This window comes from Streptomyces sp. NPDC086554 (genome assembly GCF_040686095.1).
GTDB lineage: Bacteria > Actinomycetota > Actinomycetes > Streptomycetales > Streptomycetaceae > Streptomyces.
Genome location: NZ_JBFBJK010000004.1, coordinates 181,823 through 204,820 on the forward strand (window position 1 = coordinate 181,823; position 22,998 = coordinate 204,820).

At 69.6% G+C, this 22,998-nt stretch carries 21 protein-coding genes and 2 tRNA genes; 11 read left to right on the plus strand and 12 right to left on the minus strand.

Annotated elements, in window-relative coordinates; translation table 11 throughout:
• The first annotated feature begins 7 nt into the window (after positions 1-7).
• Positions 8-763: an AIM24 family protein gene (locus tag AB0O76_RS08065; RefSeq protein WP_365486642.1), complete on the plus strand. Its 756-nt coding sequence runs from the start codon at positions 8-10 to the stop codon at positions 761-763.
• 105 nt (positions 764-868) lie between these two features.
• Here the strand turns inward: AB0O76_RS08065 and AB0O76_RS08070 are convergent, their stop codons facing one another.
• Entirely contained in the window at positions 869-1,405 is a 537-nt protein-coding gene (locus AB0O76_RS08070) for an NUDIX hydrolase (protein ID WP_365486643.1), read from the minus strand.
• A complete protein-coding gene (locus tag AB0O76_RS08075; RefSeq protein ID WP_365486645.1) occupies positions 1,402-2,862 on the minus strand; it encodes a zinc-dependent metalloprotease in 1,461 nt (486 codons plus the stop codon). The genes AB0O76_RS08070 and AB0O76_RS08075 overlap by 4 nt, the downstream gene beginning before the upstream one ends.
• A 191-nt stretch (positions 2,863-3,053) precedes the next feature.
• On the opposite strand from AB0O76_RS08075, the gene AB0O76_RS08080 reads away from it, so the two are divergent.
• The 4 genes from AB0O76_RS08080 (at position 3,054) to AB0O76_RS08095 (ending at position 6,543) form a co-directional block, all read left to right on the plus strand.
• Positions 3,054-4,166 (plus strand): SDR family oxidoreductase, encoded by a 1,113-nt coding sequence (locus AB0O76_RS08080; protein ID WP_135334375.1) that lies wholly within the window; start codon positions 3,054-3,056, stop codon positions 4,164-4,166.
• A 384-nt stretch (positions 4,167-4,550) separates the two neighbouring features.
• A complete protein-coding gene (locus AB0O76_RS08085; RefSeq protein ID WP_365486647.1) occupies positions 4,551-5,015 on the plus strand; it encodes a molybdenum cofactor biosynthesis protein MoaE in 465 nt (154 codons plus the stop codon).
• A 179-nt stretch (positions 5,016-5,194) separates the two neighbouring features.
• Positions 5,195-5,356 carry a hypothetical protein gene (locus AB0O76_RS08090; protein WP_365486649.1) on the plus strand — a complete coding sequence of 54 codons (162 nt, stop codon included), beginning with the start codon at positions 5,195-5,197 and terminating at the stop codon, positions 5,354-5,356.
• Positions 5,357-5,454: 98 nt separating this feature from the next.
• Positions 5,455-6,543, plus strand: coding sequence for a PDZ domain-containing protein (locus tag AB0O76_RS08095; RefSeq protein ID WP_365486651.1), 1,089 nt, complete (start codon positions 5,455-5,457; stop codon positions 6,541-6,543).
• A 58-nt stretch (positions 6,544-6,601) separates the two neighbouring features.
• Here the strand turns inward: AB0O76_RS08095 and AB0O76_RS08100 are convergent, their stop codons facing one another.
• A complete protein-coding gene (locus tag AB0O76_RS08100) occupies positions 6,602-7,144 on the minus strand; it encodes a PPA1309 family protein (protein ID WP_365486653.1) in 543 nt (180 codons plus the stop codon).
• Positions 7,145-7,290: 146 nt separating this feature from the next.
• Here AB0O76_RS08100 and AB0O76_RS08105 point away from each other — a divergent pair, with 146 nt between their 5' ends.
• The 4 genes from AB0O76_RS08105 (at position 7,291) to AB0O76_RS08120 (ending at position 12,664) form a co-directional block, all read left to right on the plus strand.
• Entirely contained in the window at positions 7,291-10,179 is a 2,889-nt protein-coding gene (locus tag AB0O76_RS08105; protein ID WP_365487083.1) for a UPF0182 family protein, read from the plus strand.
• A 50-nt stretch (positions 10,180-10,229) separates the two neighbouring features.
• Positions 10,230-10,303 (plus strand) — tRNA-Met (locus AB0O76_RS08110).
• A 219-nt stretch (positions 10,304-10,522) separates the two neighbouring features.
• The gene (locus AB0O76_RS08115) at positions 10,523-12,346 is read left to right on the plus strand and encodes a sel1 repeat family protein (protein WP_365486655.1); all 1,824 of its coding nucleotides are present in this window, start codon (positions 10,523-10,525) and stop codon (positions 12,344-12,346) included.
• A 244-nt stretch (positions 12,347-12,590) separates the two neighbouring features.
• Positions 12,591-12,664: transfer RNA gene (locus AB0O76_RS08120), tRNA-Met, on the plus strand.
• Positions 12,665-12,710: 46 nt separating this feature from the next.
• Here AB0O76_RS08120 and AB0O76_RS08125 read toward each other — a convergent pair.
• From AB0O76_RS08125 to AB0O76_RS08140, 4 genes are all read right to left on the minus strand, one after another.
• Positions 12,711-13,856 carry an ABC transporter substrate-binding protein gene (locus AB0O76_RS08125; RefSeq protein WP_365487085.1) on the minus strand — a complete coding sequence of 382 codons (1,146 nt, stop codon included), beginning with the start codon at positions 13,854-13,856 and terminating at the stop codon, positions 12,711-12,713.
• Between the two features lie 29 nt (positions 13,857-13,885).
• Positions 13,886-14,791, minus strand: a complete 906-nt coding sequence (locus AB0O76_RS08130; RefSeq protein WP_365486657.1) for an ABC transporter permease — start codon at positions 14,789-14,791, stop codon at positions 13,886-13,888.
• Positions 14,788-15,567 carry an ABC transporter ATP-binding protein gene (locus tag AB0O76_RS08135; protein ID WP_365486659.1) on the minus strand — a complete coding sequence of 260 codons (780 nt, stop codon included), beginning with the start codon at positions 15,565-15,567 and terminating at the stop codon, positions 14,788-14,790. Before AB0O76_RS08135 ends, AB0O76_RS08130 begins: the two co-directional genes overlap by 4 nt.
• Positions 15,568-15,859: 292 nt before the next feature.
• Positions 15,860-16,276 carry a Fur family transcriptional regulator gene (locus tag AB0O76_RS08140; RefSeq protein WP_365486661.1) on the minus strand — a complete coding sequence of 139 codons (417 nt, stop codon included), beginning with the start codon at positions 16,274-16,276 and terminating at the stop codon, positions 15,860-15,862.
• Between the two features lie 144 nt (positions 16,277-16,420).
• Between AB0O76_RS08140 and AB0O76_RS08145 the strand changes: the two genes are divergently transcribed.
• The gene (locus AB0O76_RS08145) at positions 16,421-17,872 is read left to right on the plus strand and encodes a catalase (RefSeq protein WP_365486663.1); all 1,452 of its coding nucleotides are present in this window, start codon (positions 16,421-16,423) and stop codon (positions 17,870-17,872) included.
• An 81-nt stretch (positions 17,873-17,953) separates the two neighbouring features.
• Here the strand turns inward: AB0O76_RS08145 and AB0O76_RS08150 are convergent, their stop codons facing one another.
• Together AB0O76_RS08150 and hisN are read right to left on the minus strand one after the other, a co-directional pair.
• Complete coding sequence (locus tag AB0O76_RS08150; protein ID WP_365486665.1) at positions 17,954-18,355, minus strand: CBS domain-containing protein; 402 nt, start codon at positions 18,353-18,355, stop codon at positions 17,954-17,956.
• A 171-nt stretch (positions 18,356-18,526) separates the two neighbouring features.
• Entirely contained in the window at positions 18,527-19,327 is an 801-nt protein-coding gene (hisN, locus tag AB0O76_RS08155; RefSeq protein WP_365486667.1) for a histidinol-phosphatase, read from the minus strand.
• A gap of 161 nt (positions 19,328-19,488) precedes the next feature.
• Here hisN and AB0O76_RS08160 point away from each other — a divergent pair, with 161 nt between their 5' ends.
• Entirely contained in the window at positions 19,489-20,094 is a 606-nt protein-coding gene (locus tag AB0O76_RS08160; RefSeq protein ID WP_365486669.1) for a TetR/AcrR family transcriptional regulator, read from the plus strand.
• Positions 20,095-20,107: 13 nt separating this feature from the next.
• Here AB0O76_RS08160 and AB0O76_RS08165 read toward each other — a convergent pair whose 3' ends face one another.
• From AB0O76_RS08165 to aroA, 3 genes are all read right to left on the minus strand, one after another.
• Positions 20,108-20,431, minus strand: coding sequence for a multidrug efflux SMR transporter (locus AB0O76_RS08165; protein ID WP_160507132.1), 324 nt, complete (start codon positions 20,429-20,431; stop codon positions 20,108-20,110).
• A 109-nt stretch (positions 20,432-20,540) separates the two neighbouring features.
• Positions 20,541-21,551, minus strand: coding sequence for a ribosome small subunit-dependent GTPase A (gene rsgA, locus AB0O76_RS08170; protein ID WP_365486671.1), 1,011 nt, complete (start codon positions 21,549-21,551; stop codon positions 20,541-20,543).
• A gap of 15 nt (positions 21,552-21,566) precedes the next feature.
• On the minus strand, positions 21,567-22,883 hold the full coding sequence (gene aroA / locus AB0O76_RS08175) for a 3-phosphoshikimate 1-carboxyvinyltransferase (protein ID WP_365486673.1): 1,317 nt from the start codon (positions 22,881-22,883) through the stop codon (positions 21,567-21,569).
• Positions 22,884-22,998 lie beyond the last annotated feature (115 nt).

Here is a 22,998-nt window from a genome sequence, read left to right on the forward strand (position 1 = left end):
ACACACCATGCAGAGCCCACTTTTCGCGCACACCGAGCAGCAGACTCAGGAGCGCTACACCGTCCAGAACCCGCAGCTGCTGCGGGTCGCCCTGGAGGGCCACGACGACATCCTGGCCCGCAAGGGCGCCATGGTCGCCTACCAGGGTCTGATCGAGTTCGACGCCGAGTACCAGAGCCAGGGCAACCAGCGCGCCCGCGCGCACACCGGCGAGGGCCTCGACCTGATGCGCTGCCACGGCCAGGGCACGGTCTATCTCGCCAACCTCGCCCAGTACATCCACGTAGTGGATGTGGACCGGGACGGTCTGACCGTGGACAGCAGCTATGTCCTCGCGCTCGACTCGTCGCTGACCCACCAGGTCATCGCCGTGGACAGCCAGTACGGCATCTCCGGCTCGGGCAAGTACCAGCTCAACATCACCGGACGCGGCAAGGTCGCCCTGATGACCTCCGGGCTGCCGCTGATGATGGAGGTCACGCCCGACAAGTACGTGAACGCCGACGCCGACGCGATCGTCGCCTGGTCCAACGGTCTGCGGGTGCAGATGCAGGCCCAGACGCACTCATCGGGCGTGTGGCGGCGCCGCGGCAACACGGGTGAGGGCTGGGAGCTCAGCTTCATGGGCCAGGGCTACGCGCTGGTCCAGCCCAGCGAGATGCTGCCGCCGCAGAACGCCGTTATCGGGCAGGGCGCCAGGGCCCAGTTCGGTATGGGGCAGCAGGGTGCCAGGGGCCAGAACCAGGGCAACGTCTGGAGCTGAGCGCTCCGCGGGGAGAGCAGGGAACACGTCGCGGGGAACTGCGGGCCGGCTGTGGCTGGTCGCGCAGTTCCCCGCGCCCCTTCCAGGGGCGCCCCCGTGGTTGCCTTACAACCGCTTCCTCGTCGCTTCCACCAGGCGTACGACCGACTCGTCGGCCACGGCCGCCACCTCGTCGTACGGGAACCAGCGAAGGTCCAGTGACTCGTCGCTGATCGCCTCGACGGCGTCCTCGGGGGCCAGCGCGGCGTACTGCACGTCCAGGTGCTGGGTGCAGGGGCCCGGGATCGGGTGCCGGTCCAGGCGGACGGGACCGCCCGGCAGCAGGGTCAGCCCCGGGATGCCGGACTCCTCCGTCGCCTCCCGCAGCGCCGCCGCGGCAAGGGCCGCGTCGCCCGGCTCGCAGTGGCCGCCCATCTGCAGCCACATCTGCAGCTTCTTGTGCAGCGTCAGGAGCACACGGCCGCGTGACGGGTCGATCACCAGCGCGCTCGCCGTCACATGCCCGTCCGTGCAGGCCTTCCACATACCGTCGTCAGGGTGAACGGCCAAGTGGTCCAGATAGAACTGGCGCAGCTCGGCCTGGTCGCCGTCCTCGTTCTCGTACGCCTTCAGTACGAGGACGGCGTCGTCGTACAGACTCACTTGTCGCTGTCGCCCTTGTCCTCGTCGGCCTGGTCGCCGCTCTGGTCCTTCTTGAGGTCCGGCTTTGCGGCGCCGCCGCCCGCCGCCTCGCCGAGCATCTTGTCCAGCTCGGAGAAGTCCAGCTGCTCGTGGTGCACAAAGCCGTCGGGGTCGTCCAGGTCGGAGGCCGTCGGCAGCATGTCCGGGTGCGCCCACAGGCCGTCGCGCCCGTCCACACCGCGCGCGTCCGTGAGCGAGGCCCACAGGCGCGAGGCGTCCCGCAGTCGGCGCGGACGCAGCTCGAGGCCGATCAGCGTGGCGAAGGTCTGCTCCGCGGGGCCGCCCGTCGCACGGCGGCGGCGCAGCGTCTCGCGCAGCGCGTCGGCCGACGACAGACGCGGCTTGGCGGCGGCGTGCACCACGGCGTCCACCCAGCCCTCGACGAGCGCCAGAGCGGTCTCCAGACGGGCCAGGGCGGCCTTCTGGGCGGGGGTGTCCTCCGGCTGGAACATGCCCTGCTGGAGCGCCTCCTGCAGCTGCTCCGGGTTCTGCGGGTCGAGCTGGCCGACCACGTCCTCCAGCTTGGCCGTGTCGACCTTGATCCCGCGCGCGTACCCCTCGACCGCGCCGAACAGATGCGAGCGCAGCCACGGCACGTGGGCGAAGAGCCGCTGGTGGGCGGCCTCGCGCAGGGCCAGGTAGAGCCGCACCTCGTCCTTGTCGATGCCGAGGTCCTTGCCGAAGGACTCGATGTTCACGGGCAGCAGCGCGGCCTTGCCGGCCGGTCCGAGCGGCAGGCCGATGTCGGTGGAACCGACGACCTCGCCCGCGAGCACACCCACGGCCTGGCCGATCTGCTGGCCGAACATGGCGCCGCCCATGGAGCGCATCATGCCGATCAGCGGGCCCGCCATGGCCTGCATCTCCTCGGGCAGCACATCGCCCATGGCCAGGCCCACACGCTCGGCGACCGGGTCGACGAGCTCCTTCCACACCGGGAGGGTCGCCTCGACCCACTCGGCGCGGCTCCAGGCCACGGCCACGCCGGAGCCCGAGGGGAGCGACGTCGCGTCGTCCAGCCAAAGGTCGGCCAGGCGCACGGCCTCCTCGACGGCGGAGCGCTCGGCGGGGCCGACGCTGGCGTCCTTGACGCCGTCCGCCGTGCCCTGGGAGACGGTCTGGCGGGCGATGTCCTTGGCCATGTCCCAGTTCACCGGGCCGCCCTCGTACGAGAGCATCTGGCCGAGCTGCTGGAAGGCGGCACCCAGGTCGTTCGGGTTCATCGAACCGAACATCGCGGCGAACGGATTGTCGCCGCCGCCCTGGCCGCCCGCTCCGGGGAAGCCCCCGAAACCGAACGGGTTCGCGGGGCCACCGGCGCCCTGCCCTCCCCCTCCGGGGGTGTCCTTCTTCTTGCCCTCGTCGCCGTCTTCCGGCTCCTCCGGCGGAAGGCCGAATCCGAATGGGGTGTCACTCACGGGATTCCTCGGCTCGTCAGGCCGCCGGTACGGTTCCGGCGGCGGCTGCCCTACAACACCACCCAGCGTAGACACCGTGACGGGTTCGGGCCTCAGTGCTTCGCCTACTCATGGCCTGCGGCAGGATGGATGCCACCTGGTACGTACGCGTCATTCGCGTATCTACTGAAGACAACCGCTGGAGACGCCCGGTGAGTTCCCCAGATCCACAGGTTCGCGCAGCGCGAAACCTCTCAACTCCGGCCCCCGTCCGCGGGCCGGTGGTAGCCGTCACGGGCGCCGCGTCCGGCGTGGGCGCGCTGCTGACCGAGCGCCTCGCGGCGTCGGAAGAGATCAAGCAGGTCATCGCCATCGACGAGCGCCGGGGCGAATGCGCCCAGGCCCAGTGGCACATCCTGGACGTCCGGGACCCCGCGATCGCCGAGAAGCTGCGGGGCGCGGACGTCGTGGTGCACCTCGCGCTCGATCTCGACCTGGAGACCGACGCCGCCGCCCGTACGGCGTACAACGTGCGTGGTACGCAGACCGTGCTGACGGCGGCCGCCGCGGCGGGCGTCCACCGCGTCGTCCTGTGCACGTCGGCGATGGTCTACGGAGCGCTGGCCGAGAACGAACTGCCCCTCTCCGAAGACGCCGAATTGCGCGCGACCGCGGAGGCGACCGGGGTCGGTGACCTCCTGGAGGTCGAGCGGCTCGCCCGGCGTGCGCCGCGTGCGCACCCCGGTCTGAACGTCACCGTCGTGCGGCCCGCCATTCTCGTGGGCGGCACGGACACGGCGCTCACGCGCTACTTCGAGTCGCCTCGCCTCCTTGTGGTGGCGGGGTCGCGGCCGGCCTGGCAGTTCTGCCACGTCGAGGATCTGTGCAGCGCCCTGGAGTACGCCGTCCTGGAGAAGGTCGAGGGGGAGCTCGCCGTCGGCTGTGACGGGTGGCTCGAGCAGGAAGAGGTCGAGGAGCTCAGCGAGATCCGGCGCATGGAGCTGCCCTCCACCGTCGCGCTCGGCGCTGCGGCGCGGCTGCATCGGATCGGTCTCACTCCGTCTCCGGCCGGTGACCTGGCGTACACGATGTATCCGTGGGTGGTCAGCGTCAGCAGGCTGCATGACGCGGGGTGGCGGCCGCAGTGGACCAATGAGGAGGTTCTCGCGGAGCTGCTGGAGGAGGTGTCCGGCAGGCGTACGGTCGCCGGGCGTCGACTCGGGCGCAAGGACGCGACCGCCGCGGGTGCTGCGGGCGCAACCGTCGCGCTGCTGGGCGCGGCCGCGGTCGTCCGCCGAGCGCGGAAGGCCCGCCGCCGGATCTGACTCACCCCGGCGGCCCTCACGGAGGGCACCTCGCTTCGTCCGGCGCCCACAATGGGGACGGCCAGGATGGGCCCGCCTTTGGACACGCCTGCCCACAACGGGGCAGCCAGGTGGGCCCGCCGTGCGGCGCGTCTGCCCAACACGAGGACGGGTGGCATGCCTGCGCACAGCGAGGACGGGTGGTGTGCCTGTGCCCACAACGGGCACAGGCGGAAGGCCTGCCCGCAACGGGGACGGGCGGCATGCCCTGCGCACAGCGAGTACAGGCGGAACGCCTGCCCGTAACGGAGACGGGTGGACTGTAGGGATCTCCAAAGCGGTACGCGCGCGTGCCGGGGGAAAGCGGTATTCCGTGATGTCCGTGCCGTGCGGCACGATGGCCGTATGGCACGCACCACGAACGAGCACCCCGGCGAGCAGGCCGGCCAGGATCCGATCCGGCTTCTGGCGATCCGTGACACCCCGCTCTCCCTGGACGAGGTGTTCCGGGCCGTCGGTGACGACGCCGCCGGCGGCACGGCGCTCTTCGTGGGGACCGTGCGCAATCACGACGGCGGCGCGGATGTCGACGAGCTGGGGTACTCGACCCACCCCACGGCCGAGGCCGAGATGCGCCGAGTGGCCGAGAAGGTCGTCGCGGAATTCCCGGTACGTGCCCTTGCCGCCGTCCACCGCGTCGGTGACCTGGCGGTGGGTGATCTGGCGGTCGTCGTCGCCGTCTCCTGCCCGCACCGCGGGGAGGCCTTCGCCGCCTGCCGCAAGCTGATCGACGACCTCAAGCACGAGGTGCCGATCTGGAAGCACCAGCGCTTCTCCGACGGGCAAGAGGAGTGGGTCGGCGCCTGCTGAGCGCTGCGGTGGCCGAGGCGGACGGAGTCCGACGCTTGAGTCTGTCGTCCCTTCTGCAAAGCCAGTTGGCCCGCGAGCTTCCGGTTGCGTAACCCGACCCCTGGCGTGAGCGTTGATGGAGCGGATGGTTAATCTGCTGATCAGTCAGTTGCGGTCGCTCATGGGGTCGGGAGGTCGACATGGCATCACTTGCCTGGTTGCTGATTCCGCTTGCGGCGGCTGTCGGTGCGGGTCTTTGGGGTGGCTGGGCCACTCGTAACCGCAAGTCGGGCAAGACGGGCGACGTCACGGAACTCAATGGCTACGCGGCCTTCCGCAAGGCCATGGAGAAGTTGCACTGAGGGGCCTGGTGGACCCGATGGCGCTCCCCGGAGCTTGACGCCCTCGTACGGACTGGCCCCAGGGGTGCACTGACAGACAGGTCCCGTACTGTCGTTCCATGCCACGCCGCACCGCGACGATGCTCGCCTCCACCCTGATGCTGATCGCGCTGCTCTGCGCGGGAGTCCTGATCAAAGTTCCGTACGCGGAGATGTCCCCGGGCCCCACGGTGAACACCCTCGGCGACCACGGCGGCGAGCCGGTGCTGCAGATCTCCGGCCACAAGACGTACCCGACGACCGGTCACCTGAACATGACCACGGTCCGGGTCACGAGCGCCGACTACAACATGAACATCGCGGAGGCCGTCTACGGCTGGCTGGCCCACGACAACATCGTCGTGCCGCACGACACCCTCTACCCGGACGGCAAGACGGAGCAGCAGTCGTCCCAGGAGAACGCGGAGGAGTTCAGCCAGTCCCAGGAGAGCGCCAAGGTCGCGGCGCTGCGGGAGCTGGACCTCCCGGTGAAGTCGCAGGTCGTCGTCTCCACCGTCTTCAAGAAGAGCCCCGCCGAGGGCAAGCTGCACGCGGGCGACGTCATCAAGAAGGTCGACGGCACGCCCGTGAAGGAGATGACGGACGTCGCCAAGCTGGTCACCAAGCACAAGCCGGGCCAGAACGTCGTCTTCAGCGTCGTCCCGGTCAAGGAGGCGGCCGCGGCGGAGAAGGCCGGCAAGGAGCCGACGGAGACCGACGACGTCGAGATCACCACGGAGAAGGCGAAGGACGGCCGCGCGATCGTCGGCATCCAGGCGGGCACCGACCACACCTTCCCGTTCACCATCGACATCAAGCTGGCGGACGTCGGCGGCCCCAGCGCCGGACTGATGTTCGCGCTCGGCATCGTCGACAAGCTGACCCCGGACGACCTCACCGGAGGCAAGTTCGTGGCGGGCACCGGCACCATCGACGACAGCGGCAAGGTCGGCCCGATCGGCGGCATCGAGATGAAGACCGTCGGCGCGCGCGACAAGGGCGCCGAGTACTTCCTGACGCCGAAGGACAACTGCGCCACCGCGGCCAAGGACATCCCCGACGGGCTCACGCTGGTCAAGGTGGACACCATCGACAACGCGGTGGACGCCCTCAAGGACATCCGCAAGGGCGACACCGCGGACCTGCCGCAGTGCACCGCCAAGAAGTGACAGACGACTGCGCCGCCGCCGGAGAACCCGGCGGCGGCGCACACGCATGAGCGCCGCGTTACTCGGCGAACGTCGCCGCCAGCGCGTCCGCGAGGCCCGGGACCAGGTCGGAGCCCGTGAGGACCTCCGTCGCGGAGTCCTTCTCGCGCAGCCGCAGGGCCGACTCGCGCGCACCGTCACGCAGCACCGCGACCGTCATGCGGACCTCCTGACGGTCCGGGTGCTCAGCCACCCACTTCGCGAGCCGGCCCTCGCTGAGCCCCTCCGGGACGGAGGTCTCCGCGGACGGCGGCAGCATCATGCGCTCCACGGTGAGCGCGCAGCCCGCCACCGCGTCCGGCCAGGCGATGGTGCCGAGGAACTCGTCGAGCGGCTTGCCCTCGGGTAGCTCCTCCTGCTCGATGGGGGTGAGGCCGGTGTCTTCCGGGGAGTTGTCGAGGCCGAGCTGCGAGGCGAGGCCGGGTTCTTGGGTGCGCAGTCGCGCCGTGTCGACGAGCGCGAAGAGGCGGGCGGGCCGGTCCCAGCCCAGGCCGGACGCGTACTCGTCGATCTCGAGCACGGCACGGGTGAGGGGGCTCGCTGCCATGGGAGTGTTGGACATGGTCACAATCCTGCCTCGTTAGTCCCGAGAAACGGGAACCGAGTAAAGCGTGAGTAAGTTGCATAGGTGTGGGTCCACGATCACCGGGCCCTGACGGATCAACAGAATCAACATCGAACTTCGAGGTGCGCACCTTGGCTTTCCAGATGCCGGACCGCGGCGGAGGCCCGACGGGGCCACGGATCAGAGTGGGCCGACCGTCCCGTCGCGTCCGGACCCTGCTCATGACACTGGGCATCCTGGCCGTACTGGCCATGCTCTTCGTCATGTTCGCGGGGTTCTGGACGGACTGGCTCTGGTACCGCTCGGTCAACTATTCGTCGGTCTTCACGACGACCCTGTGGACCAAGGTAGGCCTGTTCTTCGTCTTCGGCCTGCTCATGGCGGCCGCGGTCGGCGTGAACATCTGGCTGGCGCACCGGCTGCGCCCGCCGCTGAGCGCCATGTCGATGGAGCAGCAGAGCCTCGACCGGTACCGCATGAGCATCGCGCCGTACAAGAAGTGGCTGCTGTTCGGCATCGCCACGCTGGTCGGCCTGATCGCGGGCGCGTCCGCCGCGGGCCAGTGGCGCACGTGGCTGATGTGGGTGAACGGCGTCTCCTTCGGTCAGAAGGACCCGCAGTTCCACATGGACGTGTCGTTCTTCGCGTTCGACCTTCCCTGGTACCGCTTCCTGCTCGGCTTCGGCTTCGCGGCCACTGTGCTCTCGCTGATCGCCGCCGCGCTCACGCACTACCTGTACGGCGGGCTGCGGATCACCAGCCCCGGCGCGCGGGCGACGGCGGCGTCGACGGGCCATCTGTCGGTGCTGCTCGGCATCTTCGTGACGCTCAAGGCCGTGGCCTACTGGCTCGACCGGTACGGCCTCGCGGTGAAGTCCAGTGACTTCAAGGCGACGGGCAACTGGACGGGCCTGCGCTACGTGGACGCGAACGCGTATCTGCCGGCGAAGACGATCCTGTTCTGCATCGCCGTCATCTGCGCCCTGCTGTTCTTCGCGACGCTGTGGCGGCGCACCTGGCAGCTGCCGGTCATCGGCTTCGGCCTGATGGTGCTCTCCGCCATCCTCATCGGCGGTCTGTACCCGGCCATCGTGCAGAAGTTCCAGGTCCAGCCGAACGAGCAGGCCAAGGAATCTCCGTACGTGGAGAAGAACCTCAAGGCCACCCGCGCGGCGTACGGCATCGGCGGCACCGAGGTCAAGGAGTACCCCGGCGTCAGCAGGACGGCCGACCAGACGAAGCTGCGCGACGACGCGAACGGCGCCGCGAGCGTCCGGCTGCTCGACCCGAACATCGTCTCGCCGACGTTCCAGCAGCTGCAGCAGATGAAGAACTACTACGGCTTCCCGTCGAACCTGGACGTCGACCGCTACAGCAAGGACGGCAAGGACCAGGACACGGTCATCGGCCTGCGCGAGCTGAACCTCGACGGCGTGCCCAAGAACAACTGGATCAACGACCACTTCCGCTACACCCACGGGTACGGCGTGGTCGCGGCCAAGGGCACCGAGGCGGACAGCCAGGGACGACCGGTCTTCACCGAGTCCGACCTGCCCTCCAAGGGCAATCTCGGGTCGTACGAGCAGCGGATCTACTACGGCGAGAAGACGACGCAGTACTCGATCGTCGGCGGCCCGCAGAAGGAGATCGACTACTCCGACGACAGCGGCGAGAAGACGACGAGCTACAAGGGCGACAGCGGCGTCAATCTCTCCAACCCGATCAACAGGGCCGCGTACGCGGTGTCGTTCGGTGAGCCGCAGATGCTCTACTCCGGAGCGATCGGCGAGGGTTCGCGGATCCTCTACAACCGCACGCCCAAGGACCGCGTCGAGGCGGTGGCTCCCTGGCTCACCATCGACGGCGACGCCTATCCGGCGGTGGTCGGCAACAAGATCCAGTGGATCGTCGACGCCTACACCACCACCAACGGCTATCCCTACGCTTCGCGTACGACGCTGGGCGACACCACGGCCGACTCGCTGACCGCGGCCAACAACCAGCGTGCGGTGGTGGCCCAGCAGAACCAGGTCAACTACATCCGCAACTCGGTGAAGGCGACCGTCGACGCGTACACCGGCGAGGTCAAGCTCTACGAGTGGGACACCAAGGACCCGGTCCTCAAGACCTGGCGCAACGCGTTCCCGGGCACGGTCAAGGACAAGAGTGAGATCTCGCAGGACCTGATGGACCACATGCGGTATCCGCAGGACCTGTTCAAGGTGCAGCGCGAGCTGCTCAGCCGCTACCACGTGAAGGACGCCGAGACGTTCCTCAGTGGCAGTGAGGTGTGGCAGGTGCCCGACGACCCGACGAACAAGTCGGGCAGCGCCGTCCCGCCGTACTACCTGAGCATGAAGATGCCGGACCAGAAGAAGCAGGACTTCTCGCTGACGACGTCCTTCACGCCCAACGGCCGGGACAACCTGAGCGCCTTCATGGCGGTCAACGCCGAGGCCGGGACCAGCGATTACGGCAAGATCAGAATACTGAAGATGCCGTCAAGCAGAACGGTCGACGGACCAAAGCAGGTACAGAGCAAGTTCAACTCCAACGAGGACATCGCCGAGCAGATCAGGCTTCTGAAGGGCGGTGACTCAGAGGTCGACTACGGCAATCTGCTGACCGTGCCGTTGGACGGCGGCCTGCTCTATGTGGAACCCGTCTACGTGAAGGGTGGCGGGCTCAAGTACCCACTTCTCAAGAAGGTCCTCGTCACCTACGGCAGCAAGATCGCCTTCGAGAACACCTTGGAGGAGGCCTTGAACCAGGTGTTCGGCAAGGACGGCGCGCCACCGGTCGAGGAGCCACCACCGGGCGACGAGGAGAAGCCCGAGCCGCCGAAGTCCGACAACCCGACGGTCCAGGCGGCGCTCGATGACGCCCAGAAGGCCTTCGAGGACGGCCAGAAGGCGTTGAAGGACGGCGACTGGGAGGCGTACGGCAAGGCGCAGAAGGACCTCGAGGAGGCGCTACAGCGAGCCGAGGACGCCCAGGCCAAGGAGCCGAAGGGCAACAACAAGGGCGGCTGACCAGCGGTAAAGCACCGACCCCGCGCCGTGGTACTGTTTCAACACAACGGCGCGGGGTGGAGCAGCTCGGTAGCTCGCTGGGCTCATAACCCAGAGGTCGCAGGTTCAAATCCTGTCCCCGCTACTAGAAGACGAAGGCCCGGATCCTTATCGGATCCGGGCCTTCGTCATGTGCCCGTGGTGCCGTGCCGGCGTGCGCTGTTCTGTGCGAAGCGTGCTCCGGCCGGGGGGAGTTGGGGAATCTGTGTTTCACTTATCTCTCTGTGGGCATGTCGACAAAACGCTGAAGTGACCTCACTGGCTGCGGTATACCAGGTGTACCCAGGTTGCAGGTGGTGCGACGATGGACGTTATGGGGGACAAGGCAACTCTGTTGGAGACAGGGCGGTTTGTGCAGCCGGCCGACCGGGAGGATCCCGGGGCGGCCGCCGAAGAGTTGCGCCATCGGCTCGCCGCCGAGGCCGGAGATGTCGACGCGATGAGCGTCCTGGGAAGCCTTCTGCTGCGCCGCGGCGATCTCGACGGGGCCGAATCGATGCTGCGCGCGGCGACCGCGGAGGGCGACCGCGCGGCGGCCAACAACCTCGGAGTCCTGCTCCACCAGCGTGGATACGCAGAGGAGGCGGCCGGCTGGTGGCGGGTCGCCGCCGTCGCCGGATCCGCCGCGGCCGCGCACGCGCTCGGGCGGCACCACCGCGAGCGCGGCGACGAGCCGGCGGCCGAGTACTGGCTGCGGCAGTCCGCCGAGCAGGGCCACGCGCTGGGGGCGTACGCCCTCGCCGATCTCCTCGAGCACCGCGGTGACGCGGGTGCCGAGCGCTGGATGCGGGCATCCGCCGAGCGCGGGCACCGTGAGGCCGCGTACCGGATCGCCCGCGCCCTTGACCGGCGGGCCGCCGCCGAGCGCGTCGGGCCCATCGAGTCCGCCGAGCCTGCCGAAGACGAAGGCGTACGGTCCGCCGCTGCGGAGGCCGAGCAGTGGTACCGCCAGGCGGCCGCGCGCGGGCACCGGCGTGCCGCGCTGCACCTCGGCGCGATCCTGGAGCAGCGCGGCGAGCTGAAGGAGGCGGGCCGCTGGTACCTGAACTCCGCGAAGGACGGCGAGGCGCGCGCCGCCTGTGCCCTCGGCTTCCTGCTGCGGGACGCCGGCGACACGGAGAGCGCCGCCGTCTGGTGGCTGAAAGCCGCCCAGGACGGGGACGGGAACGCCGCGAACGCGCTGGGCGCGCTGCACGCCGAGCGGGGCGAGACCCAGACTGCCGAGCGGTGGTACCGCGCGGCCATGGACGCGGGCGATGTGAACGGCGCCTACAACCTCGGGCTGCTCTGCGCCGAGCAGGGGCGGACCGCGCAGGCCGACCAGTGGTACAGGCGTGCCGCGTACGCCGGCCACCGCGAGGCGGCCAACGCGCTCGCCGTGCTGCTTCTGCAGGGCGGCGACGCGGCGGGTGCCGAGCCGTGGTTCTCCAAGGCGGCGGAGGCGGGCAGCGTGGACGCGGCCTTCAACCTCGGGATCCTGTACGCGTCCCGTGACGACGAGGGCTCCGCCCTGCCCTGGTACGAGCGTGCGGCGGCCGCCGGGCACACGGAGGCCGCGCTGCAGGTCGGCACGGCGCGGCTGCGCGAGGGCGACGAGCAGGACGCCGAGCGGCATCTGCGGTGCGCGGCCGGTGGCGGCAGCGCGGAGGCGGCGTACCGGCTCGGCACCGTGCTGGACGCGCGGCGGCCTCCTGCGGGCCCGCCCGCGCTCGGGGAGCCCGCTGCCGAGAAGACCGAGTGCGAGGAGTGGTACGAGCGGGCCGCCGAGCAGGGGCATCGGCGCGCGCAGGTGCGGGTCGGGATGCTGGCCGCCGGGCGCGGGGACGTCGTCGAGGCGGCTCGGTGGTACCGCCTTGCCGCCGAGGCGGGCAGCCGGAACGGGGCGTTCAACTTGGGGCTGCTGCTTGCTCGTGAGGGCAGTGAGCCCGAGGCCGCGCTGTGGTGGACGCGGGCCGCTGACGCGGGGCATGGGCGGGCGGCGCTTCGGCTTGCGCTGCTTTACGCTCGGCGCGGGCAGCTGGTGGAGGGGCAGCGGTGGGCTTCCCGGGCGGTTGATCTTGGGCCCGCTGAGGTCAGTGAGCGGGCGGCTCGGTTGCGCGAGGCGCTTCAGCAGGAACTGACTGCTTAGCTCGCCCACGCTGTTTGTACCTTGGCGTTTTGTACCTTGGCGTTGTCGGGCGGGTGCAGGCCGGTGGGTGGGCTGTGCCCACCCGTTCCGCCCTGCGGAACGCCTGCCCACAGACCGGGCGGCCTGGGTGGGTTCCGCCGTGCGGAATGGCTGCCCACAGCGAGGGCGGCCACGCCTGCCCGCAGCAAGGCGCGGAAGCAGATTTGCGCTGGTCGTGGGCTTGACGTAGAGTTGCGTTTACCGACGCGGGGTGGAGCAGCTCGGTAGCTCGCTGGGCTCATAACCCAGAGGTCGCAGGTTCAAATCCTGTCCCCGCTACTGAAACCGAAGGCCCGGAACCTCTTGAGGTTCCGGGCCTTCGGCGTTACTTGTGGCCCACCGCCTCCCCGTACAGCTTGCGGTCCACCGCCTTCTCCTCCGGGACCTTGTCGCCCTCGGCGACGCCCGCGGCCTCGTACGCGTCCTGGAGCCGGTCCGTCGTGCCCGAGCGGATCTCCCAGTCCATGCGGAGTGACGGAGTCGACTTCAGGACCGACTCGTCGGTCTTCAGGAGCTTCGCCAGTTCGGAGACGAAGGCCTTGTCCGCCTTGTAGTCGCCGGCGAAGTAGGTGTTCACCGTCCTGATGTACGCGCGGAGCAGTGCCACGCCCGCGTCCGGGTCCTCGGTCAGGAGGTTGGGGCCGAACAGGAGGCCGCCGAGGGGTTCGCCCTGGGGCTGGCCGCCCAGGAAGGCGTACCGCTTGTCGCCGTCGACCTTGCGCCAGACCGGGTCCAGGAGCCAGGCGGAGTCGGTGCCGCCGTTCTGGAGGGCGGTCAGGACGTCCGCGGAGCCGAGCTGCTGGAACTGGATCTTGTCGAGGCCGCCGCCGTGCTTCTTCAGGGCCTTGCCCATGGGGTACGAGATGACCGAGCCCTTGCCGATCATGGTGCCGAGTTTCCGGCCGGCCATCGGTACGTGGTCCGCGCTCTCGCCCTTCTTCAGCTTCACCCACAGGCCGCTCCTGGACTTCGGGTCGGGGGAGAAGTTGCCGGCCGCCCACTTGATGGTGAAACCGCTGGTGATGCCGTTCATCACGGCGGCCTCGGGGGCGGCCCACTGGGCGTCGATGTCTCCCTTGGCGAGGAGGGGGAGCGCGTCGGGGGTCGGCAGCACCTTGAGGTGGACGTCCAGGCCCTCCTTCTTGAACTCGCCCTTCTTCACGGCCATTTGGAGCGGTGCGACGTACTCCGCGCTGAGCGTTCCGGTCGCGATGGTCAGGCTGCGTTCCTTCTTGAGGGGCTGCGGGGCGGGTGCGCCCTTGTCGCAGCGGGCCGGTTTCCGATCCGGTGCCAGGTCCGTCGGGTCGGTCCAACTGCCCTTGCCGCAGCCGGGAACGGCCTTGACCGTGCGCGGCTTGGCGGCCGGCGATGAGTCCGTGGTGTCGTCCTCCTTCGCGCAGCCCGCGGCGGCGAGCAGCGAGCCCGCCACCAGCAGGGTGGTCAGAGCGGTGGTACGGGTGCGGGTACGCATGGGGCCTCCGAGCACATTCGTACGTACGGTCATGACTGGCTTCTGCCTCGGTCGCGCGGTGCCCACGGGGTGAGCAACCGGCCCGCGATCCGCACCAGTTCGGAGAAGACGACGCCGAGGACGGCGACGCAGACGATGCCGACGAACATCACGTCGTTCTGGAACAGCGCCCGCGAGTCGAAGATGAGGTGGCCCAGGCCGTCCGCCGCCGCGATCTGTTCCGACGCGACGATGACGAGGACCGCGACGCCCGCCGCGATCCGGGCGCCGACCAGAACCGCGGGCAGTGAGGCGGGCAGCAGGACGTGGCGGAACATCTGCCAGGGCGACGCCCCGAAGACCTGGCCCGCGTCGCGGTGTCCGGACGGCACGGCGAGCACCGCCGCCATGGTCGAGATCCAGACGAAGAAGAAGACGGTGACCGCGACGAGCGCGATCTGCGGGCCCTCGCCGAGGCCGAACATGTTCAGGAAGACGGGCAGGAGCGCCAGTTTCGGTACGACGTACAGGGCGTCCAGGAGCGGTTCGAGCGCGGCGCGTACGAGTGGGAGGGAACCCATGAGCAGGCCGAGGGCGTAGCCCGTGACGGTCCCGATCGCGTATCCGGCGAGTACTCGCTTGAGGGTGGCCCAGACGTCGGGCCACAGCTCGCCGTCGGCCGCGCGTTCCCAGCCGTCCTCGACGATCGTCTGGGGCGCGGGGTAGACGCGGTCGTCGATCAAGCCCTGGGTGGCGGCGAGCTGCCAGAGGAGGACCAGGGCGAGCGGGACGGCGACGGCGAGGCCGAGCTCCAGGGCGCGGCGTCTGCGGTGGGTGCGGGTGGGGTGGAGCTCCTGCGGGCCGGGGCGTCTTACCAGGACACCTTCTTCCGGCTCCGGTTTCTTGTCCACGGTGCGTACGTCGTCATCGCGTACGTCCCCGGTGTCCGCGCTCATGCCGGGACCGCCTCTCGGCGGACCTCGCCGCGCAGGAGTTCCCACAACTCGCTCTTGAGGGCGGCGAATTCAGGGGTGGAGCGGATGTCGCCGGTGCGGGGGCGGGGGAACGGCGGGCGGTGTTCGGCGATGATGCGGCCGGGGCGGGCCGACATGACGAGTACGCGGTCGCCGAGCACGATCGCCTCTTCGAGGCTGTGGGTGATGAAGAGGGTGGTGGTGCGGGTGGTCTGGGTGAGGTCGAGGAGTTCGTCCTGGAGGATCGTGCGGAGCTGGGCGTCCAGGGCCGCGAAGGGCTCGTCCATCAGGAGGATCTCGGGCTCCACGGCCAGGGCGCGGGCGATGGCTACGCGTTGGCGCATGCCGCCGGAGAGGGTGGCGGGGTAGGCGTCCGCGAAGTCGGCGAGGCCGAGGCGGGTCAGCAAGGCCGTGGCGCGGGCGTTCGCCTCGCGGCGGGGGGCCTTCTGGATGTCCAGGCCGAATCTGACGTTTGCCTGGACGGTTTTCCAGTCGTAGATGCCGTAGTCCTGGAAGATCATCGCGGCCGGGCGCGGGTCCGCGGTGCGGATCTTGAGCTGGCCCTTGCTGGGCCGGAGCAGGCCTGCGGCTATGCGGAGGAGCGTTGATTTTCCGCAGCCGGAGGGGCCGACTATGCAGGTGAACTCGCCGGGGGCGATCTTCAGGTCTACCGGGCCTAGGGCGTCCACGGCTTTGGCGCCGCGGCCGAAGGTTCTTGTCAGGGCGTGGGCTTCTAGTTTGGGGTGCGGATCTCCCACGGGGTCTCCTTGCGGAGGGCAGGCGGATGTTGGGCGCCGCCGAGAATATGACGCACCGTCAGTTCTTGGAAGAGGTATGCCCTGGCTGGGATTCGCTCTTGCCTGCGGACCGTGGTCGGTTTGTGCCCACCCGTTCCGCCGTGCGGAACGCCTGCCCACAAACCGAGCGGGCGGCATGAATGCGGAACGCCTGCCCACAAACCGACAGACCGGCAGACCGACAGGCCGGCAAACTCGAAGCCCCCCGGCGTCGATCGGCGCCGGGGGGCTTCGAGAACGTACGTAAGAAGTGCTACGCCGCCGCGCAGTTGGGGCACGTGCCCCTGTATGTGACCTCTACTCCCTCGACCGTGAAGCCGAAGCGTTCTGAGTCGGGGAGGCTGGTCAGGGGGTTGCCCGTGGGGTGGACGTCTCGGATCGTGCCGCATTTGGCGCAGACCAGGTGCTGGTGAGGGGTGTGCGCGTTCGGGTCGTACCGCTTGGCCCTGCGGTCCGTCGAGACCTCGAGGACCTCGCCGAGGGTCACCAGCTCGCCCAGCGTGTTGTAGACCGTCGCCCGGGAGATCTCGGGCAGCTTGTCCACGGCACGGGCGTGCACCTCGTCGGCCGTCAGGTGGACATGCTCGCCGTCGAGGACCTCGGCCACGACGCGTCGCTGTGCGGTCATGCGCCAGCCGCGTCCGCGCAGTCGTTCCAGGAGGTCACTCATAAGGGCCAGCCTAACAGGGGGCGGGACCAGGTCCCGAACAGGTGTGACTTTGGATGCTTACTTGACTTAGACAAAGTCTATCGTAGGATCGAGTACGGCAAACGCCAAGGGACAGGACTTGCAGGAAATACGCAGGAGGCGCACGTGACGCAGGGACCGCTCACCACGGAGGCCGGCGCGCCGGTCGCCGACAACCAGAACAGCGAGACCGCGGGCGTCGGCGGGCCGATGCTGATCCAGGACCAGCTGCTGCTCGAGAAGCTCGCGCACTTCAACCGTGAACGCATCCCGGAGCGCATCGTGCACGCACGCGGCGCCGGTGCGTACGGCACGTTCACGCTCACCCGCGATGTCTCGCAGTGGACGCGTGCGAAGTTCCTCTCTGAGGTCGGCAAGCAGACCGAGACGTTCCTTCGCTTCTCCACCGTGGCCGGAAACCTCGGCGCGGCCGACGCGGTGCGCGACCCGCGCGGCTTCTCGCTGAAGTTCTACACGGAGGAGGGGAACTACGACCTCGTCGGCAACAACACCCCGATCTTCTTCATCAGGGACGCCATCAAGTTCCCCGACTTCATCCACACGCAGAAGCGCGACCCGTACACGGGCTCGCAGGAAGCCGACAACGTGTGGGACTTCTGGGGCCTGAGCCCCGAGACCACGCACCAGGTGACCTGGCTCTTCGGCGACCGTGGCATCCCGGCCTCCTACCGCCACATGGACGGCTTCAGCTCGCACACGTTCCAGTGGAACAACGAGGCGGGCGAGGTCTTCTGGGTCAAGTACCACTTCAAGACCGACCAGGGGATCGAGAACCTGACGGCGGCCGACGCCGCGAAGCTCGCCGGTGAGGACCCCGACTCCCACCAGCGCGACCTGCGCGAGGCCATCGAGCGCGGCGACTTCCCGACCTGGACCGTGCAGGTGCAGATCATGCCGGCGGCCGACGCGGCGAACTACCGCTTCAACCCGTTCGACCTCACCAAGGTGTGGCCGCACGAGGACTACCCGCCGATCGAGATCGGCAAGCTGGAGCTCAACCGCAACCCGGAGAACATCTTCGCCGAGGTGGAGCAGGCGATCTTCTCGCCCGCGCACTTCGTGCCGGGCATCGGGCCCTCGCCCGACAAGATGCTCCAGGGCCGGCTCTTCGCGTACGGCGACGCGCACCGCTACCGCGTCGGCATCAACGCCGACCACCTGCCGGTGAACCGCCCGCACGCCACCGAGGCACGCACCAACTCGCGTGACGGCTTCCTGTACGACGGCCGCCACAAGGGCGCGAAGAACTATGAGCCGAACTCCTTCGGTGGTCCCTTCCAGACGGACCGGCCGCTGTGGGTGACGTCCGCCGTCACCGGTGGGACCGGCAACCACGCCGCCCCCTCGCACGCCGAGGACGACGACTTCGTGCAGGCGGGCAACCTCTACCGCCTGATGTCCGAGGACGAGAAGGCGCGGCTGATCGAGAACCTCGCGGGCAACATCGCGGGTGTCTCGCGCGACGACATCGCCGAGCGCGCCATCAACAACTTCCGCCAGGCGGACGGTGACTTCGGCAAGCGCTTGGAGGCCGCGGTCCAGGCCCTTCGCGGCTGACGGGGTTTGTCGTAGGGAGAAAAGGCGGGCCGGATCCCTTCGGGGGTCCGGCCCGCCTTCCGTATCCGAAAGAAGTGCAGCTCAGGCCGTCAGCGTCGGTGTGCCCCTGCGGTTCGGTGCCCAGCAGCGGATGATGTCGCGGACGGAGACGATGCCGGCCGGTTCGTTGTCGTCCATCACGATCAGGTGCCGGAAGCCGCCGTGCGACATGGCGTCCGCGGCCTCCTCCAGGGTCCACGCCGGGGTGGCGAAGACGACGTCGGTCGTGGTGTGGGTGCCCGCGGTCTCGATGTCGGGGTTCTGCCCCGCGCCCAGCGAGATGAGGACGTCGCGCTCGGTCAGGATTCCCAGGCCGCAGGTGTCGGGGTCGAGGACGACGGCCGCGCCGACGCGGCGCGTCGACATCAGCCGGGCCGCCTGGCGCAGAGTGTGGGCGGGGCCGATGGTCAGAACCATCGTGCTCATGGCGTCGCGGACGAGCATGGGCTTGAGCCACCTCCTGGGTGGATCGCTACGAGAAGCGATTCACAAGTTCACAAGTGGGGGGACTCTCAGACTCGCAGCCATGCGGGTCGTCAACAAGGGGGCGCGTGCTGCCGGTTCAGGGCGTGCACCCGTGTGGCGTACGCCCTCAGCAGTGCTGGGTGAGATGCCTCAGTAGCGCTGGTTGAGGTATCCGAGCAGCTCGTCGTGGAGCAGGCCGTTCGACGCCGCCGCGTTGCCGCTGTGCGGGCCGGGGGTGCCGTCGAGGCCGGTGAAGGTGCCGCCCGCCTCCGTCACGATGATCGCGTTCGCCGCCATGTCCCAGAGGGAGAGCTCGGGCTCCGCGCAGATGTCGACCGAGCCCTCGGCGACCATCATGTACGGCCAGAAGTCGCCGTAGCCGCGGGTGCGCCAGACCGCGCGCGTGAGGTCCATGAAGCCGTCGAGGCGGCCCTGCTCCTCCCAGCCCGTGAGTGAGGAGTACGCGAACGACGCGTCCTGCATCCGCGAGACCTTGGAGACCTTGAGCCGCGTCGCGGAGGTCAGGCTGCGCCCGGTGTACGCGCCGCCGCCCTTCGCCGCCCACCAGCGGCGGCCGAGCGCGGGCGCCGAGACGACGCCGACCACCGGCTGATAGCCGCCCTCGCCAGCCTCCATCAGGGAGATCAGCGTGGCCCAGACCGGGACGCCGCGTACGTAGTTCTTGGTGCCGTCGATCGGGTCGATCACCCAGCGGCGCGGGCCCGTGCCCTCGATGCCGTACTCCTCGCCGAGGATCGCGTCGCGCGGCCTGGCGCGCTGCAGCGAGGAGCGGATCAACTCCTCGGCCGCTTTGTCGGCCTCGCTCACCGGCGTCATGTCCGGCTTGGTCTCGACCTTCAGGTCGAGGGCCTTGAACCGGTCCATCGTCGCGGCGTCGGCGGCGTCCGCGAGGACGTGGGCGAGACGCAGATCATCGTGGTAGTCGGGCATGGGTGAACAGTATCGATCTCGATCTGCCTGAGCCACAGCGCCGTATGTCCGGGCCATTCCGGGACATGACGCATACGGTGCGGGGTCGCGCCGGAGCTATTGACAGTGCCCCCGAGCGCGTCAACTCTGGCCGCAGAGCCGCTCGGCCCATGGAGGCGACGATGCCTGCAGCTCGGGAATCCTTACTGGACGCGGCCTATACGGCGCTCGCCCGCCGCCCGTGGCCGGGGGTGCGCATGGTGGACGTCGCGGCGGTGGCCGGGGTGTCCCGGCAGACCCTCTACAACGAGTTCGGCAGCAAGGACGGCCTCGCACGCGCCCTGCTGAGGCGCGAGACCGACCAGTATCTGCACGGAGTGGAGCGCGCGCTCGCCGCGGAGGGCGGACCCGTGGACCGGCTCGCCGCCGTGACCTCCTGGACGATCGGCGCCGCGCGCGGGAACGCCCTGGTGCGGGCCATGCTCACCGGCTGCTGGAGCGAACGCCTGCCCGCGCCGAGCCGCCCCGGAGTCTCCTCGTCGCCCGTGCCCGCACAGCGTCGCGCGGACGCCGGTGTCCCGACGCCCGCCGAACTGCTCGCCCTCGTAAGGGACAAGGCGGTGCACGCGCTGAACGGCAGGGCACGGCCGAAGGACACGGAAGAGCTGGCCATGGCCTGCGAGAGTGCCGTGCGGATGGCGCTTTCGTACGTCATCGCGCCCTCGCCGAAGGGCGAGGACCCGGTGGAGCTGGTGCGCGGGGTCCTCGGTCTGTGGAGCAATCCGTGAGCGGCGCCCGGTGTCAGTGCGCGGAGCCCGAGAGCTGGAGGCCGATGACGCCGACGATGACCAGCGAGATCGAGACGAGCTTGAGGGTGGAGACCACGTCGCCGAGGAAGATCATTCCGTAGATCGCGGTGCCCGCGGCGCCGATGCCCGTCCAGACCGCGTACGCCGGACCCACGTCGAGCTTGCGCAGGGCGAGGGTGAGCAGGCCGAAGCTGCCGAGTGCGAAGGCGGCGAAGGTGATCGTGGGCCAGAGCCGGGTGAAGCCGTGCGAGAGCTTCAGGCAGACCGCGAAACCGGTCTCCAGGAACCCGGCGACGATGACCAGCAGCCACGCCATGTATCTGCCTCCCGCAACTGAACGTTCCGTGACCGCTTCGCCTGGCTTGGATCAGGCTTGGTGCGATTATGCACTTGCCGCTGTGCCCGGGGCGCAAACAACGGTGAGGTCAGTCGCCCTCGCGTCGCTCCCGCGTCGCGAGCAGCCTGCGCAGTGAGTAAAGACGCGCGGGATCCGCGTGCCCGTCCGCCACCCACTGGTCCAGGGCGCAGTCCGGCTCGTCGTGGCTGCACGCGCGCGGGCAGCCCTCCGTGCCCGGCACCAGGTCGGGGAAGGCGAGGATGACGCGGGACGGGTCGACGTGGTGCAGGCCGAAGGACCGTACGCCCGGGGTGTCGATGACCCAGCTGTCGGAGCCTTCGAGGGGGAGGGCGAGCGCGGACGTCGTGGTGTGCCTGCCGCGGCCCGTGACGGCGTTGACATGGCCCGTCGAGCGGCGGCGGCCCTCCGGGACCAGCGCGTTCACCAGCGTTGTCTTGCCCACTCCGGAGTGGCCGACGAACGCGGTGATCTTGCCGTCGAGCACCTCGTGCACCCGGGCGAGCTCCGCGTCGTCGGTGAACTCCTCGCGGCTGGTGACGACGTAGGGCATGTCGAGCGTGGAGTAGGTCTCCAGGATCTTGTCGGCGGACGCCAGGTCGGACTTGGTCAGGACGAGGAGCGGCGTGAGACCGCCGTCGTACGCCGCCACGATGCAGCGGTCGATCAGGCGCGTGCGCGGCTCCGGGTCGGCGAGGGCGGTGACGATGGCCAGCTGGTCGGCGTTGGCGACGACCACACGCTCGTACGGATCGTCGTCGTCGGCCGTGCGGCGAAGCACCGACTTGCGCGGCTCGATGCGCACGATCCGCGCGAGGGTGTCCTTCTTGCCGGACAGATCCCCGACGACCGCGACGTGGTCGCCCACCACGGCGGCCTTGCGCCCCAGTTCACGGGCCTTCATCGCCATCACGATCCGGTCGTCGACCAGGACGGTCAGACGCCCCCGGTCGACGGTGAGGACCATGCCCTCGGCCGCGTCCTCGTGCTTGGGCCTGATGTGGGTGCGGGGGCGGTTGCCCTTGCGGTTGGGGCGGACGCGGATGTCGTCCTCGTCGGGGTTCTTTCCGTAGCGGCGCATGTCTGGATCAGCCCGTCAGTTCCCGAGCATTCCGGTCCACAGGTCGGGGAAGTCGGGCAGCGTCTTCGCCGTCGTCGCGACATTCTCGATCTGTACGCCCTCCACCGCGAGGCCGATGATGGCGCCGGCGGTGGCCATGCGGTGGTCGTCGTACGTGTGGAAGATCCCGCCGTGCAGGCGGCGCGGGCGGATGTGCAGGCCGTCGGCGGTCTCGGTGACGTCACCGCCCAGTTCGTTGATCTCCTTGGTGAGGGCCGCCAGGCGGTCCGTCTCGTGGAGGCGCAGGTGGGCGACGCCGCGCAGCGTCGAGGGGGAGTCGGCGAGGGCCGCGACGGCCGCGATGCCGGGGGTGAGCTCGCCGACCTCGCTCAGGTCCACGTCGATGCCGTGGATCGAGCCGGAGCCGGTGAACACCAGGCCTTGCTCGGTCAGCTCGCAGGAGCCGCCCATCTCCGTGAAGATCCGGCGCAGCGCGTCGCCGGGCTGTGTGGTGTGCGCGGGCCAGTCGGGGATGGTGACCGTGCCGCCGGTGACCAGGGCCGCCGCGAGGAACGGCTGGGCGTTGGAGAGGTCCGGCTCGACGGTCAGGTCGCGGCCGAGCAGCGCGCCGGGGGTGACCCGCCACACGTTCGGCTCACCGCCCGACTCCGGGGTGTCCACCTGGGCGCCGATCGCGCGGAGCATGTCGACGGTCATCCGGATGTGCGGCATGGAGGGCAGCGCGGAGCCGGTGTGGCGTACCTCGACGCCCTGGTTGAAGCGCGGGCCCGAGAGCAGCAGGGCGCTCACGAACTGGGAGGAGGAAGAGGCGTCGATCTCGACCGGGCCGCCGTCGATGCCACCGCCGCCGTGCACGGTCAGCGGGAGGGCGCCACGGCTGTCGTCGTCGATACGGGCGCCGAGGGCGCGCAGGCCGTCGATCACGCCGTTCAGCGGACGCTCGTAGGAACGGGGGTCGCCGTCGAAGCGGATCGGGCCCTCGGCCAGGGCCGCGACCGGCGGCAGGAAGCGCATGACCGTGCCCGCGTTGCCGACGTCGACCGTGGCCGGGCCGTGCAGACCGGAGGGGATCACGCGCCAGGCCTCGCCCGAACCGTCGGGCCCCACGCCCTCCTCGATGCCGACGCCCATGGCGCGCAGGGCGCCCGCCATCAGGAGCGTGTCGCGGGAGCGCAGCGGGCGGCGCAGCCAGCCCGGCTCGGCGGCGAGGGCGGCGAGGACGAGGGCACGGTTGGTGACCGATTTGGACCCGGGCACATGGACCGTCGCGGCGACGGCTCCGCTCGCGTGCGGGGCTGGCCAGAGGGTGCTGTGCGCTGGGTTCACGGTCATGCCCACACTTTAGTGGCTCACGGTGACGCCAGATCTTGATCAAATGTGGCGAAACCCAGGCGAAACAGCGAACTGGTAGAGGCCAGAGCCCTCCTGGGCCTCTCGGAACCCCGCG

What these genes read in the sequence shown, in the direction of transcription:
- rsgA (WP_365486671.1), bottom strand. Translation starts at nt 21,551, where the DNA reads ATGCGCCGCTACGGAAAGAACCCCGACGAGGACGACATCCGCGTCCGC.
- AB0O76_RS08095 (WP_365486651.1), top strand. Translation starts at nt 5,455, where the DNA reads ATGCCACGCCGCACCGCGACGATGCTCGCCTCCACCCTGATGCTGATC.
- AB0O76_RS08115 (WP_365486655.1), top strand. Translation starts at nt 10,523, where the DNA reads ATGGACGTTATGGGGGACAAGGCAACTCTGTTGGAGACAGGGCGGTTT.
- AB0O76_RS08085 (WP_365486647.1), top strand. Translation starts at nt 4,551, where the DNA reads ATGGCACGCACCACGAACGAGCACCCCGGCGAGCAGGCCGGCCAGGAT.
- AB0O76_RS08130 (WP_365486657.1), bottom strand. Translation starts at nt 14,791, where the DNA reads ATGAGCGCGGACACCGGGGACGTACGCGATGACGACGTACGCACCGTG.
- AB0O76_RS08165 (WP_160507132.1), bottom strand. Translation starts at nt 20,431, where the DNA reads ATGGCGTGGCTGCTGGTCATCGTCGCCGGGTTCCTGGAGACCGGTTTC.
- AB0O76_RS08140 (WP_365486661.1), bottom strand. Translation starts at nt 16,276, where the DNA reads ATGAGTGACCTCCTGGAACGACTGCGCGGACGCGGCTGGCGCATGACC.
- hisN (WP_365486667.1), bottom strand. Translation starts at nt 19,327, where the DNA reads ATGCCCGACTACCACGATGATCTGCGTCTCGCCCACGTCCTCGCGGAC.
- AB0O76_RS08125 (WP_365487085.1), bottom strand. Translation starts at nt 13,856, where the DNA reads ATGCGTACCCGCACCCGTACCACCGCTCTGACCACCCTGCTGGTGGCG.
- AB0O76_RS08100 (WP_365486653.1), bottom strand. Translation starts at nt 7,144, where the DNA reads ATGTCCAACACTCCCATGGCAGCGAGCCCCCTCACCCGTGCCGTGCTC.
- AB0O76_RS08150 (WP_365486665.1), bottom strand. Translation starts at nt 18,355, where the DNA reads ATGCTCGTCCGCGACGCCATGAGCACGATGGTTCTGACCATCGGCCCC.
- AB0O76_RS08065 (WP_365486642.1), top strand. Translation starts at nt 8, where the DNA reads ATGCAGAGCCCACTTTTCGCGCACACCGAGCAGCAGACTCAGGAGCGC.
- aroA (WP_365486673.1), bottom strand. Translation starts at nt 22,883, where the DNA reads ATGACCGTGAACCCAGCGCACAGCACCCTCTGGCCAGCCCCGCACGCG.
- AB0O76_RS08105 (WP_365487083.1), top strand. Translation starts at nt 7,291, where the DNA reads ATGCCGGACCGCGGCGGAGGCCCGACGGGGCCACGGATCAGAGTGGGC.
- AB0O76_RS08160 (WP_365486669.1), top strand. Translation starts at nt 19,489, where the DNA reads ATGCCTGCAGCTCGGGAATCCTTACTGGACGCGGCCTATACGGCGCTC.
- AB0O76_RS08090 (WP_365486649.1), top strand. Translation starts at nt 5,195, where the DNA reads ATGGCATCACTTGCCTGGTTGCTGATTCCGCTTGCGGCGGCTGTCGGT.